14 protein-coding genes and 1 pseudogene are annotated in these 20,428 nt (G+C 50.0%); 12 read left to right on the plus strand and 3 right to left on the minus strand.

The features are described 5' to 3' along the window. The first annotated feature begins 27 nt into the window (after positions 1-27). Entirely contained in the window at positions 28-1,725 is a 1,698-nt protein-coding gene (locus ACFFT4_RS27275) for an ATP-binding cassette domain-containing protein (RefSeq protein WP_378052218.1), read from the plus strand. A gap of 42 nt (positions 1,726-1,767) precedes the next feature. On the opposite strand, the gene ACFFT4_RS27280 is transcribed toward ACFFT4_RS27275, so the two are convergent. After that, positions 1,768-2,103: a helix-turn-helix domain-containing protein gene (locus tag ACFFT4_RS27280; RefSeq protein WP_378052219.1), complete on the minus strand. Its 336-nt coding sequence runs from the start codon at positions 2,101-2,103 to the stop codon at positions 1,768-1,770. Positions 2,104-2,416: 313 nt separating this feature from the next. Here ACFFT4_RS27280 and ACFFT4_RS27285 point away from each other — a divergent pair, with 313 nt between their 5' ends. The 3 genes from ACFFT4_RS27285 to pyrE all read left to right on the plus strand — a co-directional run bounded on the left by ACFFT4_RS27285 (position 2,417) and on the right by pyrE (position 3,631). Continuing rightward, positions 2,417-2,605 carry an aspartyl-phosphate phosphatase Spo0E family protein gene (locus ACFFT4_RS27285; protein WP_378052220.1) on the plus strand — a complete coding sequence of 63 codons (189 nt, stop codon included), beginning with the start codon at positions 2,417-2,419 and terminating at the stop codon, positions 2,603-2,605. Positions 2,606-2,631: 26 nt separating this feature from the next. Then, positions 2,632-2,931 carry a hypothetical protein gene (locus ACFFT4_RS27290; RefSeq protein WP_378052221.1) on the plus strand — a complete coding sequence of 100 codons (300 nt, stop codon included), beginning with the start codon at positions 2,632-2,634 and terminating at the stop codon, positions 2,929-2,931. A 181-nt stretch (positions 2,932-3,112) separates the two neighbouring features. After that, positions 3,113-3,631 carry an orotate phosphoribosyltransferase gene (pyrE, locus tag ACFFT4_RS27295; RefSeq protein ID WP_378052222.1) on the plus strand — a complete coding sequence of 173 codons (519 nt, stop codon included), beginning with the start codon at positions 3,113-3,115 and terminating at the stop codon, positions 3,629-3,631. 156 nt (positions 3,632-3,787) lie between these two features. Here pyrE and ACFFT4_RS27300 read toward each other — a convergent pair whose 3' ends face one another. After that, entirely contained in the window at positions 3,788-4,927 is a 1,140-nt protein-coding gene (locus ACFFT4_RS27300) for an ROK family transcriptional regulator (RefSeq protein ID WP_378052223.1), read from the minus strand. Between the two features lie 213 nt (positions 4,928-5,140). Here ACFFT4_RS27300 and ACFFT4_RS27305 point away from each other — a divergent pair, with 213 nt between their 5' ends. The 7 genes and pseudogenes from ACFFT4_RS27305 to ACFFT4_RS27335 all read left to right on the plus strand — a co-directional run bounded on the left by ACFFT4_RS27305 (position 5,141) and on the right by ACFFT4_RS27335 (position 11,882). After that, on the plus strand, positions 5,141-5,917 hold the full coding sequence (locus tag ACFFT4_RS27305) for an SDR family oxidoreductase (RefSeq protein ID WP_378052224.1): 777 nt from the start codon (positions 5,141-5,143) through the stop codon (positions 5,915-5,917). Positions 5,918-6,159: 242 nt separating this feature from the next. Continuing rightward, positions 6,160-7,347, plus strand: a complete 1,188-nt coding sequence (locus ACFFT4_RS27310; protein ID WP_378052225.1) for an NAD(P)/FAD-dependent oxidoreductase — start codon at positions 6,160-6,162, stop codon at positions 7,345-7,347. 31 nt (positions 7,348-7,378) lie between these two features. Then, positions 7,379-7,756: pseudogene (locus ACFFT4_RS27315) on the plus strand (sigma-70 family RNA polymerase sigma factor); the annotation flags it as partial. A 19-nt stretch (positions 7,757-7,775) separates the two neighbouring features. After that, entirely contained in the window at positions 7,776-8,408 is a 633-nt protein-coding gene (locus ACFFT4_RS27320; protein WP_378052226.1) for a succinate dehydrogenase cytochrome b558 subunit, read from the plus strand. A gap of 138 nt (positions 8,409-8,546) precedes the next feature. Continuing rightward, on the plus strand, positions 8,547-9,212 hold the full coding sequence (locus ACFFT4_RS27325) for an MgtC/SapB family protein (protein WP_378052227.1): 666 nt from the start codon (positions 8,547-8,549) through the stop codon (positions 9,210-9,212). 199 nt (positions 9,213-9,411) lie between these two features. Further along, on the plus strand, positions 9,412-10,143 hold the full coding sequence (locus ACFFT4_RS27330) for a response regulator transcription factor (RefSeq protein ID WP_378052228.1): 732 nt from the start codon (positions 9,412-9,414) through the stop codon (positions 10,141-10,143). After that, positions 10,143-11,882 carry a HAMP domain-containing sensor histidine kinase gene (locus tag ACFFT4_RS27335; protein WP_378052229.1) on the plus strand — a complete coding sequence of 580 codons (1,740 nt, stop codon included), beginning with the start codon at positions 10,143-10,145 and terminating at the stop codon, positions 11,880-11,882. Before ACFFT4_RS27330 ends, ACFFT4_RS27335 begins: the two co-directional genes overlap by 1 nt. 77 nt (positions 11,883-11,959) lie before the next feature. Here ACFFT4_RS27335 and ACFFT4_RS27340 read toward each other — a convergent pair whose 3' ends face one another. Continuing rightward, the gene (locus ACFFT4_RS27340) at positions 11,960-12,709 is read right to left on the minus strand and encodes a CPBP family intramembrane glutamic endopeptidase (RefSeq protein ID WP_378052230.1); all 750 of its coding nucleotides are present in this window, start codon (positions 12,707-12,709) and stop codon (positions 11,960-11,962) included. Positions 12,710-13,328: 619 nt separating this feature from the next. Here ACFFT4_RS27340 and ACFFT4_RS27345 point away from each other — a divergent pair. Beyond that, positions 13,329-20,363, plus strand: coding sequence for an InlB B-repeat-containing protein (locus tag ACFFT4_RS27345; protein ID WP_378052231.1), 7,035 nt, complete (start codon positions 13,329-13,331; stop codon positions 20,361-20,363). The last annotated feature ends 65 nt before the right edge of the window (positions 20,364-20,428 follow it).

Genomic DNA, 20,428 nt, shown 5'->3' on the forward strand with positions numbered 1-20,428 from the left:
CGGGAATCTTGACGCAGACGGCCTGCCATGAATAAATCACTCGGAGCGAATATACATACCCTATGGAACCTGTTCGGTCCAAAGCGAAAATTTCAATTTCGTGTACTTGTCTTTTTCTATGTGATCGGCGCAGGATTGGAGACCGCCAGCATTTCACTTATTTTCCCCTTCGTTTCTGCCATTCTGGATGGGGACAATGAGCGTATAAGCAAAGTCGCTTTTTTTGCGGGAATGATATTGCTCGGTTTTCTAGTAAAAAGCCTTTATTTATATGGGTTAGGCATTATAAAGCGCAAATATATCGTTAGCAATTATAGGGATACAAGCAAGGCCTTGTTGCGCTTATACCTTGAACAAGATTATCAAGCTTTCACGGATGAAGATTCGTCGGTTTTGATTAATAATATCAACAAATATACGGGTTCCATCTTCATCAGCATCCAGAATATGCTGGAATTTTTTGCAGAAATGACGATTATTATCATGCTGTTGGCTTACATGTGTATTCTGGATATCCAGATATCGGCGGCTATGATTTTGGTGTATGCGCTTATCATGATCCTGTTCCAGCGGTATATTTTTAATAGCGTGCGAGTGGCCGGCAAACGTTCCAATCACAGCTTTGACCGCATGAGTGCAGTTACCAGAGAGGCGATAAACGGGATCAAGGAAGTTAAGCTTTATCATGCCAAAGAAGCGGTGGAGCAGCTCTACGAAAAGCATATTGATGAGAACGCAGCATTGGAAGTCAAGCTCGCGGCTTATTCCACATTGCCCCGATATCTGATTGAATTGATTACGGTGGCTTGTATGCTGCTCGCATTTGTCGCCACCTTTGCAACACAGGGCTCGGCCGAAGTTGTGATGTCGAAAATTGCAGTTTTGGCGATGATTTTAATTCGAGTCATGCCGGGCATTACCCGAATAAATGGTTATTTATCTTCCATGTATGCGAATGCCTCTGTGTTGGATCGAATGGACGGCGGATTTTACGAGAAAATTCAAGGGATACTCAAGGTAGACCCAAAAAGCCAGTTGCCTTCCGCAAATGAACCAGACAAGGATGGACGGACGACAGGCAGGTTTCATCGGGAGAGCAAAATGGTATGCCGTGATCTGTCTTTTTCCTATGAGGATGGGAAAGAAGTCTTAAAGAAAATAAACTTAGAGATTCCTTACGGAGCGATCGTCGGTCTAAAGGGTCCCTCCGGAATAGGCAAAAGTACGCTGTTAAATCTGCTGACGGGCCTGCTTGTGCCGAACGAGGGAAATCTCTATGTGGAACACGAAGAAGGAGCGGCGGAACAACCCGGCGAGATCAGGCTTCGCTGCGGATACCTTCCGCAAAAAGTATTTTTGTTGAATGCGACTCTGAAGGAAAATATTGTTTTCTTCCGAAGCGAGGATCGAGACAAACTGAAGCATGCGATAGCGGTAGCGCAAATCGCAGATCTGATTGCAGGGTTAAGTCAGGGTGAAGATACCCGAATTGGCGAGAACGGAAGCTTCCTTTCCGGGGGACAATGCCAACGAGTCGGTCTGGCGCGGGCGGTGTACGATTCTCCGGATATCTTGGTGTTGGACGAGGGAACCTCTGCATTGGACGAATATCTGGAAGAGGAAGTGATGAAGGCGGTGACCCGATTAAAGAATCAGACGGTTATTATTGCATCCCATCGAGAATCCACGCTAAAGTATTGTGATTTCGTTTATGAATTGAAGTGAAGTCCTAAAATTTAGACCCGCGAAGAAGATCGTTGGGGGGTATTATCGAATCGCAGTTAAAAACAGCTTCAAGAGAGCCAAGGCATCCTTTCGCTGCTTATCTGTGCATTGGTTGAGGGCGGATATAATTAAATCTGTTTCATTGTATGTTGTGGTGATTGTGTCCAGGCCTAAAAGTAATTCGTTAGGAGATAGTTTGAGGAAGGTGCAGATGCTGAGCATGGTTTCAATGGACATACCGGCTTGACCGCGTTCAATGTCGGCACAAAATTTAGGAACTCGGCCAATCCGCTCGGCAAATTCTTCTTGAGAAATATTCAGTGCCTTGCGTCTTGTCCGAATACGTTCTCCCACCTTCTTTTTGTCGTAAGTATTCATGACAGACTCCTTCCCAAACAAGTATAAAGAGCTCTTAACTCCTATTATGGGGAAGTTTAAAGTTGACTATAATGAGTTTTAAACGTATTATTTATTATAGTTTTAAGGGTTGATGACTGATTCCTTATCAAGTAGTGCATAAACGAAACACCAGTGTTTTTCAATTGCGACGATTCCTAATCCGATAAAAGCCTAAATTACTCTTTCAATCGGGATAGGCTGTTCCGGATGATGTCAAAACGAATGTTTGCAATTTGGTGTGGAATTCCTTCATTCGCTTGGCCTTATGATTTGCGGAAAGTGGGGCAAACCGATGAAAGAGCTGATGCACAATTACGAAAAGGAAAAGACGAAGCTAAACGAACTTGGCCAGGAATCGCTGGCGAAGGGAATTCCGCTTTCAGCGAATGAAACAGTTCTGGCGCAGAGCCGAAGGGTCGACGAGCTAATTACCCGATTTTATATTCAAAGAATGGTCAAGAAGGGGCAAGGGGATCGATAAGCTCGTTTGTGGGGAGAGATGAGGTCATGGAATTTCCGTCATGGTTTCAAAGCGCGATCCAGGAACGCCTTGATGATGTATCCGCTCGAATTCAGTTTCATCCGGAGCTGAGTAAGTACCGGGAAGAGGAGAAGAGTGCTTTTAAGGCGATGTTTTCCGGGAGGGATGTAACACAATGTCCTGGATTTATAGAATGGGAGGACAAGCATCATTACTGCCGAGGTCTAGAGAATGAACGATTATATTTACAGGGGATGCGCGACGGAGCGAGGCTGGCGATTGCGCTGATGTTCGATCCGTTTGCGGAGCAGGAGGAGACGCACTAGATGTGTAAATATTCCATGATCTGACGGCAGGAAGAGGCTGTTTCGGAGGTCGAGCGAACCTTCCGGGACAGCTTCTTTTATTCTAATTGGAATAGGTCTAGGTTTTTGATGGACATAACCAAGTTGAATTGGTATTCTAAATTTTGGAATAATATTGCGGATTTAAGGAGAGGGATCGCATTTGGACAGGCAGAAGTTGGCTAAAGAAATATACGATACTTCACATCTCACCGGAGTATTCAAGTTAAGATCGGGTAAAACTTCCGATCAATATTTTGATAAATATTTATTCGAATCTAATCCAGTATTGTTGGCGGAAGTGGCCGAACAGCTCGCCCCGCTAATCCCCGAGGATACGGAAATATTAGCCGGATTAGAAATGGGTGGTATTCCAATAGCAACAGCACTGTCGTTAAAGACGGGCATACCCGTTGTTTTCGTAAGGAAAAAGGCAAAAGAGTATGGAACGTGCAAACTCGCTGAAGGAATGGATATTGAAGGTAAGAGGGTCTGCATGATTGAGGATGTGGTTACAACTGGAGGGCAAATCCTGCTCAGTGCGGAGGATTTAAAAAAGTACGGTGCTAAAGTTAAGGATGTTTTATGCGTTATCGAAAGAGAAGTAGCGGGAAGAACCAATCTGGAAAATGCCGGTTTAGCATTTCGATCTTTGTTTAAAATGGAAGAATTGATATCCTGAGAAGATGAGGCCATCGCTGCAAGATCGGAGGAAGCCTCATGACGACGAACTCCGATGCTGACGCTCGCGAGCGCTCAGCCAGTGTATCTGGCAACCGGATCAACGGCTGAGCGCAATTCCATCGATGGATTTGCCGCGCCGGTCGAGGAACAATACTTAAATCGAATTTACAAATTCCTTCATGAAGGACAATGCCGCTCCTATGGCTACCGCATCCTTGGTCAGGCTGCCTAAGCTGATATTACTCTCCTCTTCAGGAAAAGCGCTGTGGGCCTTCACCAATTCGTTGATCCGGTCGAGGTGGCTCTCGGCAAGATAATTAAGAATGCTTCCACCGATAATAATCTGGGTGTTTAAGATCATGTGAAAATTATTGATGGCCAGTGCAAGATAATCCAGGTATGAGTTCCATAGCTGAACAGCTTTTGTATCCCCTTTTTGCATAGAAATCATGAGCTCCTCAACTTCTCCGCCAAAAGCTGCTTCAAGCGCACTCAAAGAACAGTAGGCCTCCACGCACCCCTTTTTTCCACAATAGCATTCGCGGCCGTTGGGATTAATGATGGTATGTTCAATGGTCCCGCTTCTGCCGTTGATTCCATGATAAGGCAGTCCATTGATGAGGAGCGCTCCTCCTAAATGTTCGCCTACGGACAGAATCATCGCATCCTGCAAATCCGGCCGCTTCCACTGCTCTGCAGCAGCCACGCAATCTGCATCATGGAAGAACCGGCATGGATAATCCAAATGCTGCGATATCCTCTCAATGGTAAGTCCAGTGCAGTTGAGAATCTTGCCGTATAGCACAGTAGAACCATCATGCGAAATTAAGCCTTGAATGCCTATACCGATTCCCTGAATACGCTGAGGCTCAATCCTACTGTCTGCAATAAACTGCTTCATATGTTCGGCGAGCTTTACATAGTAGGCATCTGTATTTTGATAGAGCAGGTTTAATTTTATCCGGTTAGTCGTATCTCCCAACAAATCCACTGAAAGAATAGTGACAGATTGCTTAAGGATTTCCACACCGATTGCATACCGTGCCGAGGCATTAAGCGAGTAGGCAATGGCTTTTCTTCCGCCTTTTGAGGACAGCTTCGTATCATCAATAATGAGGTTCCGGGCTAATAATTCCCTTAGATTCCTCGTTATCGTAGGCAAGCTGAGATTTAATTTGCGAGAGATATCGTCTTTTGACAGCTTGATCCGGTGCTCTTTCTCGGACAAATAAATCAGTTGAAACATATTGGATAAATTCGTTTTTTTAATATCTGTTTCCGGAAATTCGTTCATCGGGCTCAACTCCATTACCGATAAGCTTTTTGTGAAAACGGGATAACGTCCATTCTTGAAGAAGTCCAGAGACGCTTCTTGTTACAGTATACCGTTATTTCGGCGTAACTAAAGAGGCATTTGAGAACACTTGACATACAGGAAGTAATCGCTTACAGTTATTTTAGTTTTAGAAAGTAGTTTTGCAAAACTAATTTTAGGAAGTGAACCTATATGGGAATCATTGAAAAGTTCAGATTGAATGGCAAGAAGGCTTATGTAAGCGGAGGAGCGCGCGGTATTGGTAAAAGCATCGCCACTGCACTGGCTGAAGCGGGAGCCGATGTAGCAATTGTTGACTTGGATCTTGTCGAAGCGCAAAAAACAGCTGCGGAAATCTCCGAACGGCTTGGCGTCAAAACTTTGGCGATCCGGACGGATGTGGCCAATCCCGATGATGTCAATCAGATGATCGAGGACATCCTGGCGGGCTTTGGAAGAATTGATATCGCATTTAATAATGCGGGGATTTGTATAAACATCCCTGCCGCCGAGATGACCTTGCAGCAGTGGCAGAAGGTGATCGACATTAATCTGACAGGAGTATTTCTCACTTCCCAAGCGGCCGGCAAGGTCATGCTTCGGCAAGGGAGCGGCTCCATCATTAACACGGCTTCGATGTCTGCCCATATTGTCAACTATCCTCAACCGCAAGCTTCTTATAACGCGTCTAAAGCGGGAGTGGTGCAGTTAAGCAAATCGTTGGCGATTGAGTGGGCCAAGTACGGTGTGCGCGTCAATACGATCAGTCCGGGTTACATCGGTACGGAGTTAACGCTGCAATCCCCGGATTTGAAGCCGTTGATCCAGCAATGGGAAAGCGTGTCTCCGCTTGGCAGAATAGGACGGCCCGATGAATTGCAGGCGATTGCCGTGTATCTTGCAGGGGATGCAAGTCCATTTACAACAGGAGCGGATTTTGTTGTCGATGGCGCTTTTACGGCTATTTAGAAGTTTATGATCACGACAAGCTTTACAAGCTTTTAATAGGATCGAATGGAGCCGCCTTGAACAAGGCGGCTCATTTTATTGTGTTGCTGCAGGTGCAATACGGGATTCTAAGGAGACCCTGCCCAGTGAAGAATGAAATCGACTATCAGCAGTCTGGATTTTTCTCTGATTGTCTCCGTTCCGCGTCACATTTAATCCCTCTATTTCGTTCTATATGCAATCAAACAGAAGGAGTGACTCTGATGAAAACAACGACTTGTGTTGTCATCGGTGCCGGGTACGCGGGAATTCATGCTGTGAAGGAAATTCGCAAGCTGTTCAAAGATCAGGTAAATAAACATCCCCTGCGACTCGTCTTGATTGACAGAAACTCTTTTCATCTGCGTAAAGTGTTAATGTTCAGACCAGCTGTCACGAATGAAGAAATTCGAATCCCGCTAACCAAGCTGTTTCCGGACGGCGTTGATTTGGTGCAGGCGAACGTCTCGAACATCAATGCGGCTGAGAAGAAACTGGTGTATCAGAATGCCGCGGGGACAGAGCTTGAGATGAACTACGATATGCTCGTTGTAGCAGCGGGCAGTGTGATCCGACAGCCAGATCAGGAACAGGGCGGGATTGCGCTCACTTCGCTGGAAAATGCGCAAAGGATTCGGAACGTATGGCTTGCCAATCTAAAGCAGGCTGTTGTGGAAAACAAACCCAAAGAACGCGAACGCTTGATGCGCATCGCGATTGCGGGAGCAGGCATCAGCGGGATGGAAACTGCTGCGGAGTTGGCCTACTACGCCCGTAAGGATGCGGAGCGGATGGGACTTGATTCGCAAGCGATACAAATCGATTTGTACAATGCGCACCAACGGCTTTTTCTTGACGGTCCCGCCAAGGTCGGGATGAAGTTGGAACATCTTCTCCAGGACATTGGAATCAACATTATGCACGAAATACGCGTGATCAAGGAAAAAGACGGGGTATTATGGTTATCAAACGGTGAAAAGCGGCCAGTTGGTCTGTGCATCTGGACGCTCGGGCTACAACCCAATCCCATGCTTCACACGATCGGCTTACCGATAACATCGGAAGGATATGCACATGTTGATGCCAGTTACCGGGTAGCGGGTATGACAAGCGTGTATAGCATCGGCGACTGTGCCAGAATCGTGGATCCGGGCAACGGACATATAGATGGCAAGACGTGCAAGGAAGCGATTCCCCAGGCGGCAAGACTTGCCAAAATCATGCTGGCGGATCTTGAAGGGCATCGGGCACCGGTGCATGAAAGCTATATGAGATCGTTCAGCATCGGTCTTGGTCCCGACAAAGGATTAACCTGGGTGAACAAATGGGGGCTCGATATTATCGTCACAGGTAAACTCGGCTGGAAAATCAAAAAATATACTTGGGATACAGCAAGCTTGTTGTCGAAATAATGTGGATGAAACCGGAAACGGGGTGGCGAATATAGAAAAGCTATACAAACAAAACAAACCGCTTTTGCTTACATTGGCTTACCAGATGACGGGGATTTGGTCAGATGCGGAAGACGCCGTGCAGGACGTCTTTCTAAAGGTTTGCGACGTAAGTCCGGCCGGTTTGATCGAGGAGCCGAAGGCTTATTTGTGCAAAATGGTCGTCAATCGTTGCCGTGACCTGTACAAATCGGCTCGCAGACAGCGAGAGCGCTATGTCGGAGAGTGGCTCCCCGAGCCGATCCCAACTTCAGAGGAAGAGCCGCTCGATTTTGTTGTACGCGACGAGTTGCTGTCCTATGCGACGCTGGTTCTGCTGGAGAAGTTGTCCCCCGCAGAACGGGCGGTGTTTGTCTTGCGTGAGGCGCTCGACTTGAGGGAATTCAATAATGGAAAAAAATTCTTACTACTGGCGCAAATTGCATTCACTGTTCGGGGTCATACCGCTCGGAGGGTTCATTCTTTTGCACAGCATAGCCAACTTTCAGTCCTTTGAGCGTGGACCGGAAGGGTTCTCGAAAGGGGTACATTTCATCAATAGCCTGCCCCTTTTACCTATTCTTGAAATTTGCGGCATTTATCTCCCGGTTTTGTTTCACGGGATTTATGGTTTATACATGGCGTATCAGTCGAAACTGAATTCGAGACGATATTCGTATGAACGTAACTGGACATTTACGCTACAACGCATTACCGGAATTCTAACATTTATATTTGTATTTTGGCACTTCTATCAAATCCGTTTTCAAGTTTACATGGGCAACATTAACCATGACGAATTGGGTTCAACGATGCATCATATTGTATCAAATCCCACTTTCTTCATCCTTTACGTAATTGGCGTATTGGCCGCAGTGTTTCATTTCAGTAACGGGCTATGGGCGTTTCTAATCAGTTGGGGAATCACCCTCTCGCCGAGTGCCCAAAAAAGATCGTCTTACTTTTGCATGGGGATATTTGTATTAATATCTACGTTGTTTATTCTTTCTCTTGCTGCATTCAATGGTGATGAATTTAAATAAAATGTAAGCAAAACACAATGTTTCTGGCTGTTCTACCGCCGGTTCGAGCGTGGCGCGCTCCAATGATAAGGCCATTTACCAACCGAAGAAAAAGAGGTATTATTGTTTTATTTAATTTTAGTCCCCAGGAGGGATTTTATGGAATTTGAATATTTGTTGCGGATTTTAATTGCAGGATTGTGCGGTGCATTAATTGGTTATGAACGTAAAAGTCGCTTGAAAGAAGCAGGAACCAGAACTCATTTTGTTGTGGCTGTCGGTGCTTCCCTGATGATGGTGATTTCAAAATATGCTTTTCAGGATCAATCTGATTGGGATAAATTGGTCCTGGATCCCTCGCGTATTGCGGCGCAAGTTGTAACCGGGGTGGGATTTCTTGGCGCCGGTATGATATTTATGCAAAAACAAACGGTAAAAGGTCTAACAACGGCAGCGGGCATTTGGGCAACGGCTGGGACAGGGATGGCTGTCGGAGCAGGCCTATATGTGGTTGGAGGCGGTGTAACGATCCTTATATTGTTGGCACAGATTTTACTTCACGGAAAGATAACCAGGTTTGTTTCCCCAAAGACAGAACAATTGACTCTTTACCTGAAAGACGAAAAAGATGCAGTTGCTCGTATAAAGTTACTATTTCACGAAAAAAATATATCCATCATCAGCTTTATTGCTAAACAATTATCAGAAGAAGTGTCGGAAATTAGGATTGAAGTTCTGATTAAACTGGCGGGTTCTCAGAATATAGATCAGTTTCTTACATTAATTCAAGAAGAATCCTCAGTGAAATCTGTTGAGATTCATTAATATGTGAAGGTGAGTAACCGTTCTGTCAAGCCCCTTCGTTAATTCGGACATGAAGCCTGGGAATCCTTCCCCAAAATGAAACTAACTTCAACACTGGACAACAGCTTTGTGGAAACAAAGATAAACAACAGTTTAAGTCGATTCCCTCCGTTTAGGTTCTGTTAAAGCGAGTGTGCTACCCTGAATAAGGGGGGATAGGATGACAAGTCTAACCGATATTACAATCGCAATCGTCGAAGACGAGCGCTCAATCGTCACAATGCTGCAAATGGTGCTCCGAAGGGAAGGATTCCACCGCTTGTACGCGGCTTCCACTTGTGCAGAAGCACTTGATTTGGCTGCGCGGGTTGCTCCCGATATTATTCTGCTCGACATTATGCTCCCGGATGGCAGCGGACTGGAACTCTGCTCCAGGCTCCGCAAATTCGGGAATCCGTATATTTTATTTTTGACGGCCAAAGCTTCCGATCTCGACGTCCTGCAAGGCTTCGCCATGGGCGGAGACGATTATATCACGAAGCCCTTCAATCCCCTGGAGGTGGCCGCAAGAATTCAAGCGCGCATCCGCCGTATGGGGGAGAAAGCTTCCACAGCCAGTCCGGTGAAGCTTTCCAGTTCGGGGGAGTACCGATTCGGCCGCTTTACCGTCAATGAGGCGGAGGGCGAGCTGATCGTGGAGGGACAACCGGTCCCTTGCCCCGCACAGGTCTTCCAACTGCTCGTGCACTTCTGCAAGCATCCCGGAATTGTATTTTCCAAAGAACAGCTCTACGACAAGGTTTGGGGAATCAACGGACAGGGCGATGACTCCACCGTGATGGTGCATATCCGGCGTATTCGGGAGCGGATCGAGGTCGATCCTGGAAATCCGAAGCTGCTGCTTACCGTACGCGGGCTCGGCTACAAGCTGGCGAAGGAGTCGCAGGAGTGATGAAGATACAACAACGCATGGCCCTCCACTTTACCTATCAATTGATTTTCTACTCTCTGCTGATTTTAGCCCTTACTCTGGTTGCTTGCATCCTGTACTTTCAGAATATGAAGAATAATGAGATACGCCGGAATTTTCCGACTGGCGCCCTCCAGTTGATTGCTCAAGAAGCCGATTCAAAGAACGGAGCGATTCGCCTCTCCCCAAAGTGGGTCAATCTCATCGAAGAGAAAGGCATGTGGATGCAGATCGTCGATGCAGAAGGAGCGGTGATCTATGCCATTAATACAACTTCGTATCCTGCACTGCCGTCCTCCTACACCATCGCCGAACTGCTGGATATTCAAGAAACACGGACGCTCGATAAGTATGACGTGTACACTCAGATGAATTTCACCTTTAACAGAACGTATCTCTTCATGCTAGGCTACCCTAGCCCTGACCTTGACCAGCTTATGACCTGGTTTGACGCTTACGGACAGCAGGGGATAGTACGAAGCGAGGCGATTACCCCCCTGGACCGGCGGCTGCGCGAAACCGGCAGCTATCTGCAGGTGATCGACCCGGAGGGACGGACCGTATATGGCATCGGCGATGAAGCATACGCGCAAAAGGCGTATCGCCCATTGGATATCTTGGCCATCCGGCAATCGCCCGGCAACTATGACACGAACATTGTCTCCCATCGGGATACACTGAGCGGAATGACTTGGATTCTCTACACGCCCTATGCAGAGGGAGGTCCTCTGAAGCATCCGGCGTTGGATTCGACAACGCGTAGTCTCGTATGGTTTGCAGGCTTAATTCTGCTCTTGGCGGTTCCGGTCTCCGTATGGCATGGCTACCGATACGGTCAGCCGCTGATTCTGTTCGCGGGCTGGTTCGAACGGATGCGTATGGGCCAATATGACGAAGTGCTGACCGCCAAAGACAAGCGGAAGGTATTCCGCCGCAGCGGTACGCTGCGAACCCGCTACAAACTCTATAAAGAAGTGATTGAATCCTTCTATCAGATGACCCGTCAATTGGCACAAACCGAAAAGGAACGCGAGAGGCTGGAAAAGGCTCAAACGGAGTGGATGTCGGGGATTTCCCATGACCTGCGCACTCCCCTGGCCACAATTCAAGGATATGGGTATATGCTGGAGAGCTTGCCCGGGCAATGGAGCTCCGAGGAGTTGCGGATCATGGGAGCTTCGATTCGGGAAAAAGGGGATTATATGCTGGAGCTGATCTCCGACTTTTCCCTCATTCATCAGCTGAATCAGGGAGATCCGGCCATGGATCTTCGAGAAATAGACTTGGTTGAGCTGGTGCGTCGTTCTGTGCTGAAGTACGTCAACGATACGAACATGTCTCAGTATCCGTTTCACTACGTTGGGGAGGAGCGTCTCCTACCGATAAAGGCAGATGAGACCTGGCTGCAGAGGCTGATGGACAACTTGCTGTCCAACGCTGTGAAGCATAACCCGCCGGGAGCAATCGTTACCGTCTCTGTCAGCAGGATGAACGGCAAAGCATGCATACGCATCGTTGATAACGGCAAAGGGATGGACGAGGAAACATTGCAGCATTTGTTCAATCGCTACTACCGGGGGACGAATACGGAAGAGTCGACGATTGGCTCCGGGCTCGGAATGAGCATTGCCAAAACTATCGTGGAGGCGCACGGCGGTGAAATTCAGGTATATTCCAAAGTAGGGCAGGGCACGAAAGTTGAGATCATGTTGCCCTGCTGAGTCATTGGGAGGGGCTCCGTCGGGAATCGGGAGTACGACAGTGACGTTCGCCGCATGTCGTTCTCCCGATTCTCTTATTATGCCGATTCTTTCTTGATAGAAGACCTGTTCTGAGGAGTCCGTTCAGGACCGGCGCGACGGGTACCGAGCCATATTATAAGGGTGACGAGCACAAGCGCCGCACAGGGCATAAGCATGATTTTGGACCCCATTCCGGCCGAACGATCTATGGCAGTCAAATAATCGACGCGCAGAAGGATAACGAAGATGTAGGCAAGCGTATTGTTTACGGCATGGATAACAATCGCGTGCTCCAGCCCGCCTGTTCGCCAGGTGATCAGGGCAAAGGCAACGCCGAGAACTAAGTAATACAGGTTATACCACGGGTCGGTCGACATATGCGTAAGGGCGAATAACACGCTGGATACAACGATGCCGACGATAAGTGACGTTTTCGGACCACGGGCCCAATTCGAGGCAATCCGGAATACCAGTCCCCGAAAGCCATACTCCTCGCCCGCGCTTTGGAGCGGCGCCAGCAATACGCTCACAGCGAAGATAGCAAGTAAATCGCTGACTCGAAACTCCATGGTGTTGTACGACGAGTACCAGTTGAAGAAGACCATGTAGATCGTCCAGATGGGAAGAATAATCAGCATGGCACGACCGAACACGGATAGACGGAAGACCGAGCGCACCGAATGCAGCGTGGCCCCCTTCACGCCGTAAAGCCAGCGCTGTATCAGCATGCTCCACGGGATAAGTGTAGCGACCCCAATAAAATTGCTGGCCACGTAAACCGGGGTGAAGTCCGTTCCCCCGGACATGGGATTAGCCCGCCCGAAGATATGGGTATCGATTACGCCTCCAATTATAGGGGACAGCAAACTAAAGAAAAACAATCCGCCTACGAGAAGCACAAGCGCGAGTATGTCACGTCCAATGTGAGGCTTATCGCTGACGAGTACCCGATGGTACGGCACTTCTCCTGGCACGGTCCGCAATCTTCGCTCAGTTCGTTTTTTCATCCTAATTCCCTCTTTTTCCAAATACAACATTCTCCTTTCAGTCGGATGCTTGATCGGGTTCCTTCTTTTCAATTCTACCAACGTAAGTTAAACGGACCCTAAACGGATCGATAAAAATCAGCTTAATTCTCTTCCTGCCGTTTAGATTCAGTTAAGGTATAGTGACAAGTTTGTGGAGTGCGGGGCTGTCCCATAAGTAAGCCAAGGCGTACCGAGAGATGATCGCTGCGCTGGAATATTGTAAGTCGCATCCAAGTGTGAGTTTAAAGTTTTCTTTAGGTTTCATAGATGAACGAATCTACCATGATAGAATAGCTTCGCTGGTATATAGAATGAAGATTCACACCTAGTTTTTCAACGAGAAAATTTTTCATTGCTATTAGAGGTTCATAACAGCTACGAGAAGGGATGAATAAGTGTGAAGAAGGCAACGAAACGGGAGTGGAAGTTGACCTCACGGATTCTGGCGTGGATGCTGATTGTCAGCATGATCGTGACCGCACTGCCGATGCAGCAAGCGTCAGCGGCCGAATTGCCGGTACAGCAGGCGATGGCGCCCGAGCTGTCGGTGCAGCAGGCGGCAGCGGCCGAGCCAAGCGGGTTCCAGGATGTGAAACCAACGGACTGGTACTACGATGCGGCTGTCTATGTCCGGAAGAATGGTATATTTAGCGGGACGGGCGGGAGCTCCTTCTCGCCCAAGGGAACGATGACGCGCGCCATGTATGTGACGGCGCTAGGAAGAATGGCCGGCGTGAATGTAAGCGAGTATTCCGCCTCGAGCTTTGCCGATGTGCCGGCGGGCATTTGGTATGCGCCCTATGTCGCGTGGGCGGTTAAGCAGGGGGTTACCTCCGGCACGAGCAAGCGGAATTTTTCTCCGGATGCAACCGTAACCCGGGAGCAGATGGCGACGATGACTTTGCGATATTTTGAAAGCTATCAGATTCCCTATCAGACAAGCAACCCGTTAACGACGAAACCGAGCGATCTCGCGAAGGTCTCCTCCTGGGCGGCTGACGCGGTCGTGAAGCTGTGGCAAGCAGGATTGTTCGTCGGGGATAGCAATGGCAATTTCAATCCTCATGCCCAAGCGTCCCGCGCGGAAGCGGCTGTTCTCTTCATGCGCAATAACGCGATTGTGGAGGCATGGCAAAATCAGAATCAAGAGACGGCAGAGCCGACACCGACACCGATGCCGACATCCGGAGCCGGCGGCAACAGCGGCGGCGGATCGACCGGAGGATCCGGTGGCGGAGGCGGAAGCGGCGGAGGCGGAACGGGAATCGAATATACGCTTACGTTCGAGAGCAACGGAGGCACGACGTTCGACGCCCGGACGGTACGGCAAGGGGAAGTGTTAAGTAAGCTGCCTGCCCCGGTAAAAGACGGGTATATCTTCCAAGGTTGGTTCAGGGACAGCGAATTATCGCTTATCTTTGCGAATGGCAGTACCATTGCCGCGGATACGAGGCTGTATGCCAAGTATATCGATAACATTAGTAATGCGGTACAGAGCATTCCCAGCTATTCTAAGATGGATGTCGCGCCGGGCTTCACGATCGATGTTCAGGATGCGACCGGCAGTCTGACGGCATCTGAGGTGCAAGATCGTATGACGTTTGAGGACACCTCGAATCCCGACTTCGCGGGGATTGCCGTTACCGGCGGGGACGGTCGCTTCACGGTAGCGTCCGCAGCCGAAGACGGCAAGTTCGTCGAAGGCAATACCTATCAGTTGACGTTAACGGACGACAAGCTGTCTTTCCAAGGTCAAGACGCGACGACGAGCATCTATGTGTTCAGCGTCGCCAAACAAGAAGTCATGAACATCCCGTTGAATCCGAATATGATCTATCTGCCCTTCGCAGAAGTCGCGGATATGATGCTGAATGGTGCGGATGTAAATTCGCCCGCGATCCCGGTGGTCACGACGACGGTGGGCGACAGCGATACGGGTCTCGCTGCGGCGAATGCGAGCAGCGGAACGTTCACGTATACCGGAAGCGAAGCGATTCAAGTCGGCGATACCGTCGCCATCTACGAAGGGATTCGCCCCGATCTGCGTACGGTGGACACAACTGGCGCCGCCGATGGCGCTATCGCCTATGTGCAGATTACGGAGATTGACGGCAGCACCTACACCTATGATCACGCGGATGCCAAGCAGGTGCTGTTCAGGCCGGATGTTCTGCCTGTGAGCGTAGACGCGGACGCGGATGGCGACCCGGACAACCACTCTATCACGGTAGAGCGCGCCGTAATGAACTACAGCGACAGCCAGTATGCGCCACTAGGCTTGAGTGAACTCACCACCGTTGATGTGGGCGATTTTATCGCTTTCTATGAGGGTGAACTAACGGATGCAGGCTCCCAACTGGTTGGTTATGGACGCATTACGTCGATTGCGCCCGACGCGGAGAGGGATATCATTACGTATACCGATGCTACAGAGGAAGATATCGAGCATGTCTTCGACATCTATCAGCAGCAAGCGATTGACGGCGAGCAGCTGCTGTCGAAGGAGGATATTGCGAAGCTCGAGGATCAGATTGAACAGCAGGCGACAGTTAGCGGATTCGTCGTTCAAGCCGCGGACTATCTGTCCGATCTGGCTATGAAGACGGATGCTCTCAAGACACATATGGAAGTGAATATGCTATCGGCAGACGAGAGCGATGTCAGTGTGGAGAATCTGACCGTCGTCGCGTCACTCGGCACAACGCTGCACAATATTGACGGCCAAACCTCCGGTGTAAGTGCCTCGCTTCAAGTGGGAGCCGATATTGTCATACGTGTCCATGAAGAGAGCGACCTCGTCATCCATATGACCGGTACATTCCTTGAGGAGATAAGCTTGGGGTTAGGCGTAAATGGAGAGACGGAATGGGGAGAGGCATGCGTCTGGTTTCTTTGCATTCCCTACCCGAGTGATTTCCGTGTCACCGCGAATCTGGATGCCTACAGCTATACCGGGATCAACGTTACGGCGAAGATCGCCACCGTCGAACACGATAAGCTGCAGGAAGCGTTGGACGACTGGGATAAAGCGTATACTGGCGGCAAACTAGGTCAGGTGCGGGATATCGCAACCGAGATTCAAGCGTTAATCGATGGCGTGCAAGATACCGGCGTCGATGAAGCGTCGCTGAGAGCGCAGTACCAAGAGATGATGGAGAACGAGACGGATTGGGTTCCGTTAATCAAGAAAGAGCTCGTCGACAAGAGCATGCGCGTGGCGCTTGGTATGGTTGAAGTCAACTTTACGGCAGAGTTCGTTGTCAAAGCCAATGTGAACCTGACGATCGGGGCGGATTTCAACTATACGACGGCCAAGCGCTACTCGGCTACCCTTCACGTGCTTGGTTTCACAGGATCGAGCAGCACCGTAAGCTTGCCGGGCGACGGCAATTATCAATTCACGTTCTATGTCATGGGGACGCTCGGGTTGCGGGCGGGCATTCTTCTGGAGCTCAAAGCAGGGGTTGGAAGCGTCAAGCTGAATAGCATCGGGTTATCCGTAGAGCCCGGCGCTTATGTGAATCTATGGGGATACTTCTACTATCAGGTGAAGCAGCTGAATGGGAAGCAGACCTCCCGGTCTTTAGGCGCTCTGTTGGTTGAGATTGGCATCTATCTGGAGAGCGCGATAGGCGCACAATTGGGCGATGGATTGCTCTCGGCCAGCATACCGGTGTACGAGAATACATGGCCGCTGTACACGGTAGGGGAACAACAGCATGTTGTCGACTTTGCCTATTCGCAGGAGGATGCGCCGACAGTGAACTTGGCGGGTTCCGCGTCATCCATCTCTGTGCCGCAGACGCTGCTCACGATGAGTACGTTTGATTTGAAGACTGGCGAGATGAATACCCAGGTGTATGACCGCTCGAGATTCGATATCCAGGTGGACAACAGGAATTTCAGGTATAGAGCGGATAAAGGGACGATCGAAGTGGTGAACAAGGATATTCAGGTGAGCGAGGGCAATCTGGTCATCACCTGGAAGGGGGCGCCGCTGTCGTATTCGTCAGATTCGCTCACGCGCAGGATTCCGTTGAATTGGTTGGCCAGAGTGGGCGATTATATATTCCAACTGCATCCGCAGAATGGCGGTATGACCGAGATTGTTGCCGCTCCGTATAACGCGGAGATCAGCTTGAACAACCCGGTCTATCCGGGCTACACCTTTGACGGCTGGTACTGGACAGACTCCGGCGGTACGAAGGCGACCATTCCGAGCCGTATGCCTGCCTCGGACTGGAATCTCTACGCGCATTGGATTCCGAACACGGATACGCCGTATACCGTTCGGCATTATTTGATCGACCCGAACACCAAGACATCGACGGCGCCTGCCGCTACGGAGACTTTGACCGGTACAACCGGCACGGAGATTCGGATCAGCTCCGACAGGTTCAAGGACCGAGGCTATGCGACGGGTACATTAAGCGGTGTGACGATCAAGGGAGACGGCTCGACGGTCGTCAGGGTGGATTACTACCCGATGAATCGAACGATGACCTTCGATTGGGCTTATGCAGGTGCGCCTGGAAGCTCATTAACGGAAGCTGTCGGAAAGACTATTTCCGCTCGCATACCGGTGCCGACAAGACAGGGGTATACGTTCGCCGGCTGGTCGCCGGAGATTCCAAGCGAGATGCCGGCTTCGGACACCGCCTATACTGCGATGTGGACGCCGAGAGAGGACACGCCTTACCAGGTCGTGTACTTGCTGCAAAATATCGGAAGCGACACCTATACGGTTGCGGATACGGAATCTTATCGCGGGACAACCGATACGGTGGCGAATCTGATAAATCCGACCAAGTCCTACGAAGGCTTTACGTTCGACGGCAGCGTTCCGGGGACTGCGCTGGAGGCTCCGATCGCGGGTAAAGGAACAACGGTGCTGAAGCTGTACTACAAGCGCAATAGCTACGCCATGACGCTCAATTACAATGGTTCCGGCAAAGCGACCGAGATTGTTAACGTACCGTTTGGGGCAACGATGCAGTCACGCCTTGCCGCCCCGATCTGGCAGGGGCATGCATTCACAGGATGGTCGCCTGCTCCTCCGACAACGATGCCCGCGCGCGATGTCGAGTTTACCGCTCAGTGGACGCTGAACGCCAATACGGTGAGCTTCAATAGCAACGGCGGATCGGCGGTGGCGGATCAGACGGTAGGCTATGGCTTCCAGGCAAGCGCACCGGATGAACCGACAAAGGACGATCTGGTGTTCGGCGGCTGGTACAGCGACAGCGGGCTGACGAGCGCCTACGATTTCGCGACACAGGTGACGGAAGACTTCACGTTGTATGCGAAGTGGCTGCGCAGCTTCACGGTGAGCTTCAACAGTGACGAGGGATCGGCAGTGGCGGATCAGACGGTGAATGAAGGAGATAGAGCGGCGGCGCCTGACGCGCCGACGAAGGAAGGCTATGTGTTCAGCGGTTGGTACAGTGACCTTGAACGGATGAACCCGTACGACTTCACTAAAGAGGTGGTGACGACGGACCTTACGCTGTATGCGAAGTGGACGGTTTATGTGCCGATCACCTATACGGTAGCTTTCGAGAGCAACGGGGGATCGGCGGTAACCGAACTGACGGTGAGCGAAGGCGGCGTGGCTGCTGCTCCTGGCGCTCCGGTACGGGCAGGATATACGTTCGACGGCTGGTACAGCGACAGCGGATTGACGAGCCCTTACGGTTTCACGGAAGGTGTGACGGAAAATCTGCTGCTGTATGCGAAGTGGACGATTAACAGCTACACGGTGAGCTTCAACAGCAACGGCGGATCAGCGGTGGCCAGCCAGACGGTGGAATATAACGGCAACGCTTCGCTTCCTGCCGCGCCGACGAGGAACGGACATATGTTCGCCGGTTGGTACAGCAACGCGGGTCTGACCACAGCCTATAACTTCTCGACGGGGGTGAGCGCCAATCTCACGCTGTATGCGAAATGGACCGCCGTCTACACGGTGAGCTTTAACAGCAACGGCGGATCGCCGGTGGATGACCAGCATGTGGAACAGGGCGGCAATGCTGCAGCGCCTGCCGCACCGACGAAGGACGGTTATACGTTCATCGGTTGGTACAGCGACGAGGCACTGGATGAAGCATATCTCTTCACGGAGAGACAGGTGATTGCTGACCTCACGTTGTACGCGAAGTGGTCATTTGACAGCTACACGGTGAGCTTCGACAGCAACGGCGGTCCAGCCGTAGCGAGCCAGGCGGTAATTCCTGGCGAACAAGCTGTGGCGCCTGCTGCGCCGAAGTGGATCGGTTATCGGTTCGACGGCTGGTACAGCGATCCCGCGTTGACAACCGTCTATGACTTCTCGACAGCGGTGAACGTAGATATGACCCTGTACGCGAAATGGACGATGACATCGTGGCTGACACTTGGCGATGCGCTGGCAGCGGGAGCGCAAAAACACTCCAATATCGTATTCGACAACAGCGGAACTCCCTATAGCGCTTATGTGACGTGGAATAATGATATCATCGTGATGAAATACGAGGATGACGCCTGGCAGCCCGTCGGCAACCTGACTGCCTTCAATAAAGCGTGGAATAATTCGATTTCTGTTACGCTCGCCATTGACAGCAACGATCGGCTTTATGTGGCTTATATGGCCAATCTCGATGGAGCGTATAAACACATCGTGATGAAGTATAATCAGGGCGCTTGGGAATCCATGGAGCTGTTTGCGCAAGAGTATTTCGGGTACGATGCTTCCATTGCCTTTGACGAGGATGACAATCTTTATCTGTCTTATCTCGAACAAGGCAACAATATTAGATACTTGTATGTGAAGAGATACAAAGACAATCAATGGGAGAGTGTGCACAATACGAACTGGGCTAATGCTAACTATTCTGTCCTTGCGTTTAACCCAGGCGGCACCCCTTATCTATTCCACATGTGGTACAGCTTGCCGGATTATATAAGCAAAACATCGTTGAGGACATACGACGGCAGCATGCAGTGGTCTGCCGTTCCCAATACGGAACTCTCGGCAACGAATAATGCGGATGCATCCTTCACGCTTAGTCCGGATGGCGTACCTTATGTGGTTTATAAGAGTAAATCTAGTAACGAGGTGGTCGTGGCGAAGTATATGGACTCTTCCTGGCAACCTGTAGGCGCGACTGGAATCTCGTATGAGACATCCGGGGCTCCCGACATTCAAATCGCCTTTGACAGCGAGGGCACGCCGTATGTCGCGTATGTAGATACGGATCACGATAAAAGGGTGACTGTGAGGAAGTATGAGAATAACAGTTGGAACGTCGTGGAGTATGCAGGCATCTCGGCTGCTAACATTAGTTACTTAAATCTCTCCATAGACAGCAACGATAACCTTTATGTGAGCTATAAAGAAGGTATCACAACGACAAGTAAATTGACCGTGATGAAGTATGATCCGAGCCTGCATTAACCTTAAACGGATTTTAATCAACAGAGCAGCCTGCCCCCATCGGAGCAGGCTGTTCCGCTGTGAGC

The organism is Cohnella cellulosilytica, assembly GCF_042431195.1.
Classification (GTDB): domain Bacteria; phylum Bacillota; class Bacilli; order Paenibacillales; family Paenibacillaceae; genus Cohnella; species Cohnella cellulosilytica.

Coding starts and splice junctions, on each gene's coding strand:
- ACFFT4_RS27275 (WP_378052218.1), top strand. CDS start 28: ATGAATAAATCACTCGGAGCGAATATACATACCCTATGGAACCTGTTC.
- ACFFT4_RS27320 (WP_378052226.1), top strand. CDS start 7,776: ATGGAAAAAAATTCTTACTACTGGCGCAAATTGCATTCACTGTTCGGG.
- ACFFT4_RS27290 (WP_378052221.1), top strand. CDS start 2,632: ATGGAATTTCCGTCATGGTTTCAAAGCGCGATCCAGGAACGCCTTGAT.
- ACFFT4_RS27340 (WP_378052230.1), bottom strand. CDS start 12,709: ATGTCCGGGGGAACGGACTTCACCCCGGTTTACGTGGCCAGCAATTTT.
- ACFFT4_RS27300 (WP_378052223.1), bottom strand. CDS start 4,927: ATGAACGAATTTCCGGAAACAGATATTAAAAAAACGAATTTATCCAAT.
- ACFFT4_RS27335 (WP_378052229.1), top strand. CDS start 10,143: ATGAAGATACAACAACGCATGGCCCTCCACTTTACCTATCAATTGATT.
- ACFFT4_RS27285 (WP_378052220.1), top strand. CDS start 2,417: ATGAAAGAGCTGATGCACAATTACGAAAAGGAAAAGACGAAGCTAAAC.
- ACFFT4_RS27330 (WP_378052228.1), top strand. CDS start 9,412: ATGACAAGTCTAACCGATATTACAATCGCAATCGTCGAAGACGAGCGC.
- ACFFT4_RS27325 (WP_378052227.1), top strand. CDS start 8,547: ATGGAATTTGAATATTTGTTGCGGATTTTAATTGCAGGATTGTGCGGT.
- ACFFT4_RS27310 (WP_378052225.1), top strand. CDS start 6,160: ATGAAAACAACGACTTGTGTTGTCATCGGTGCCGGGTACGCGGGAATT.
- ACFFT4_RS27280 (WP_378052219.1), bottom strand. CDS start 2,103: ATGAATACTTACGACAAAAAGAAGGTGGGAGAACGTATTCGGACAAGA.
- ACFFT4_RS27305 (WP_378052224.1), top strand. CDS start 5,141: ATGGGAATCATTGAAAAGTTCAGATTGAATGGCAAGAAGGCTTATGTA.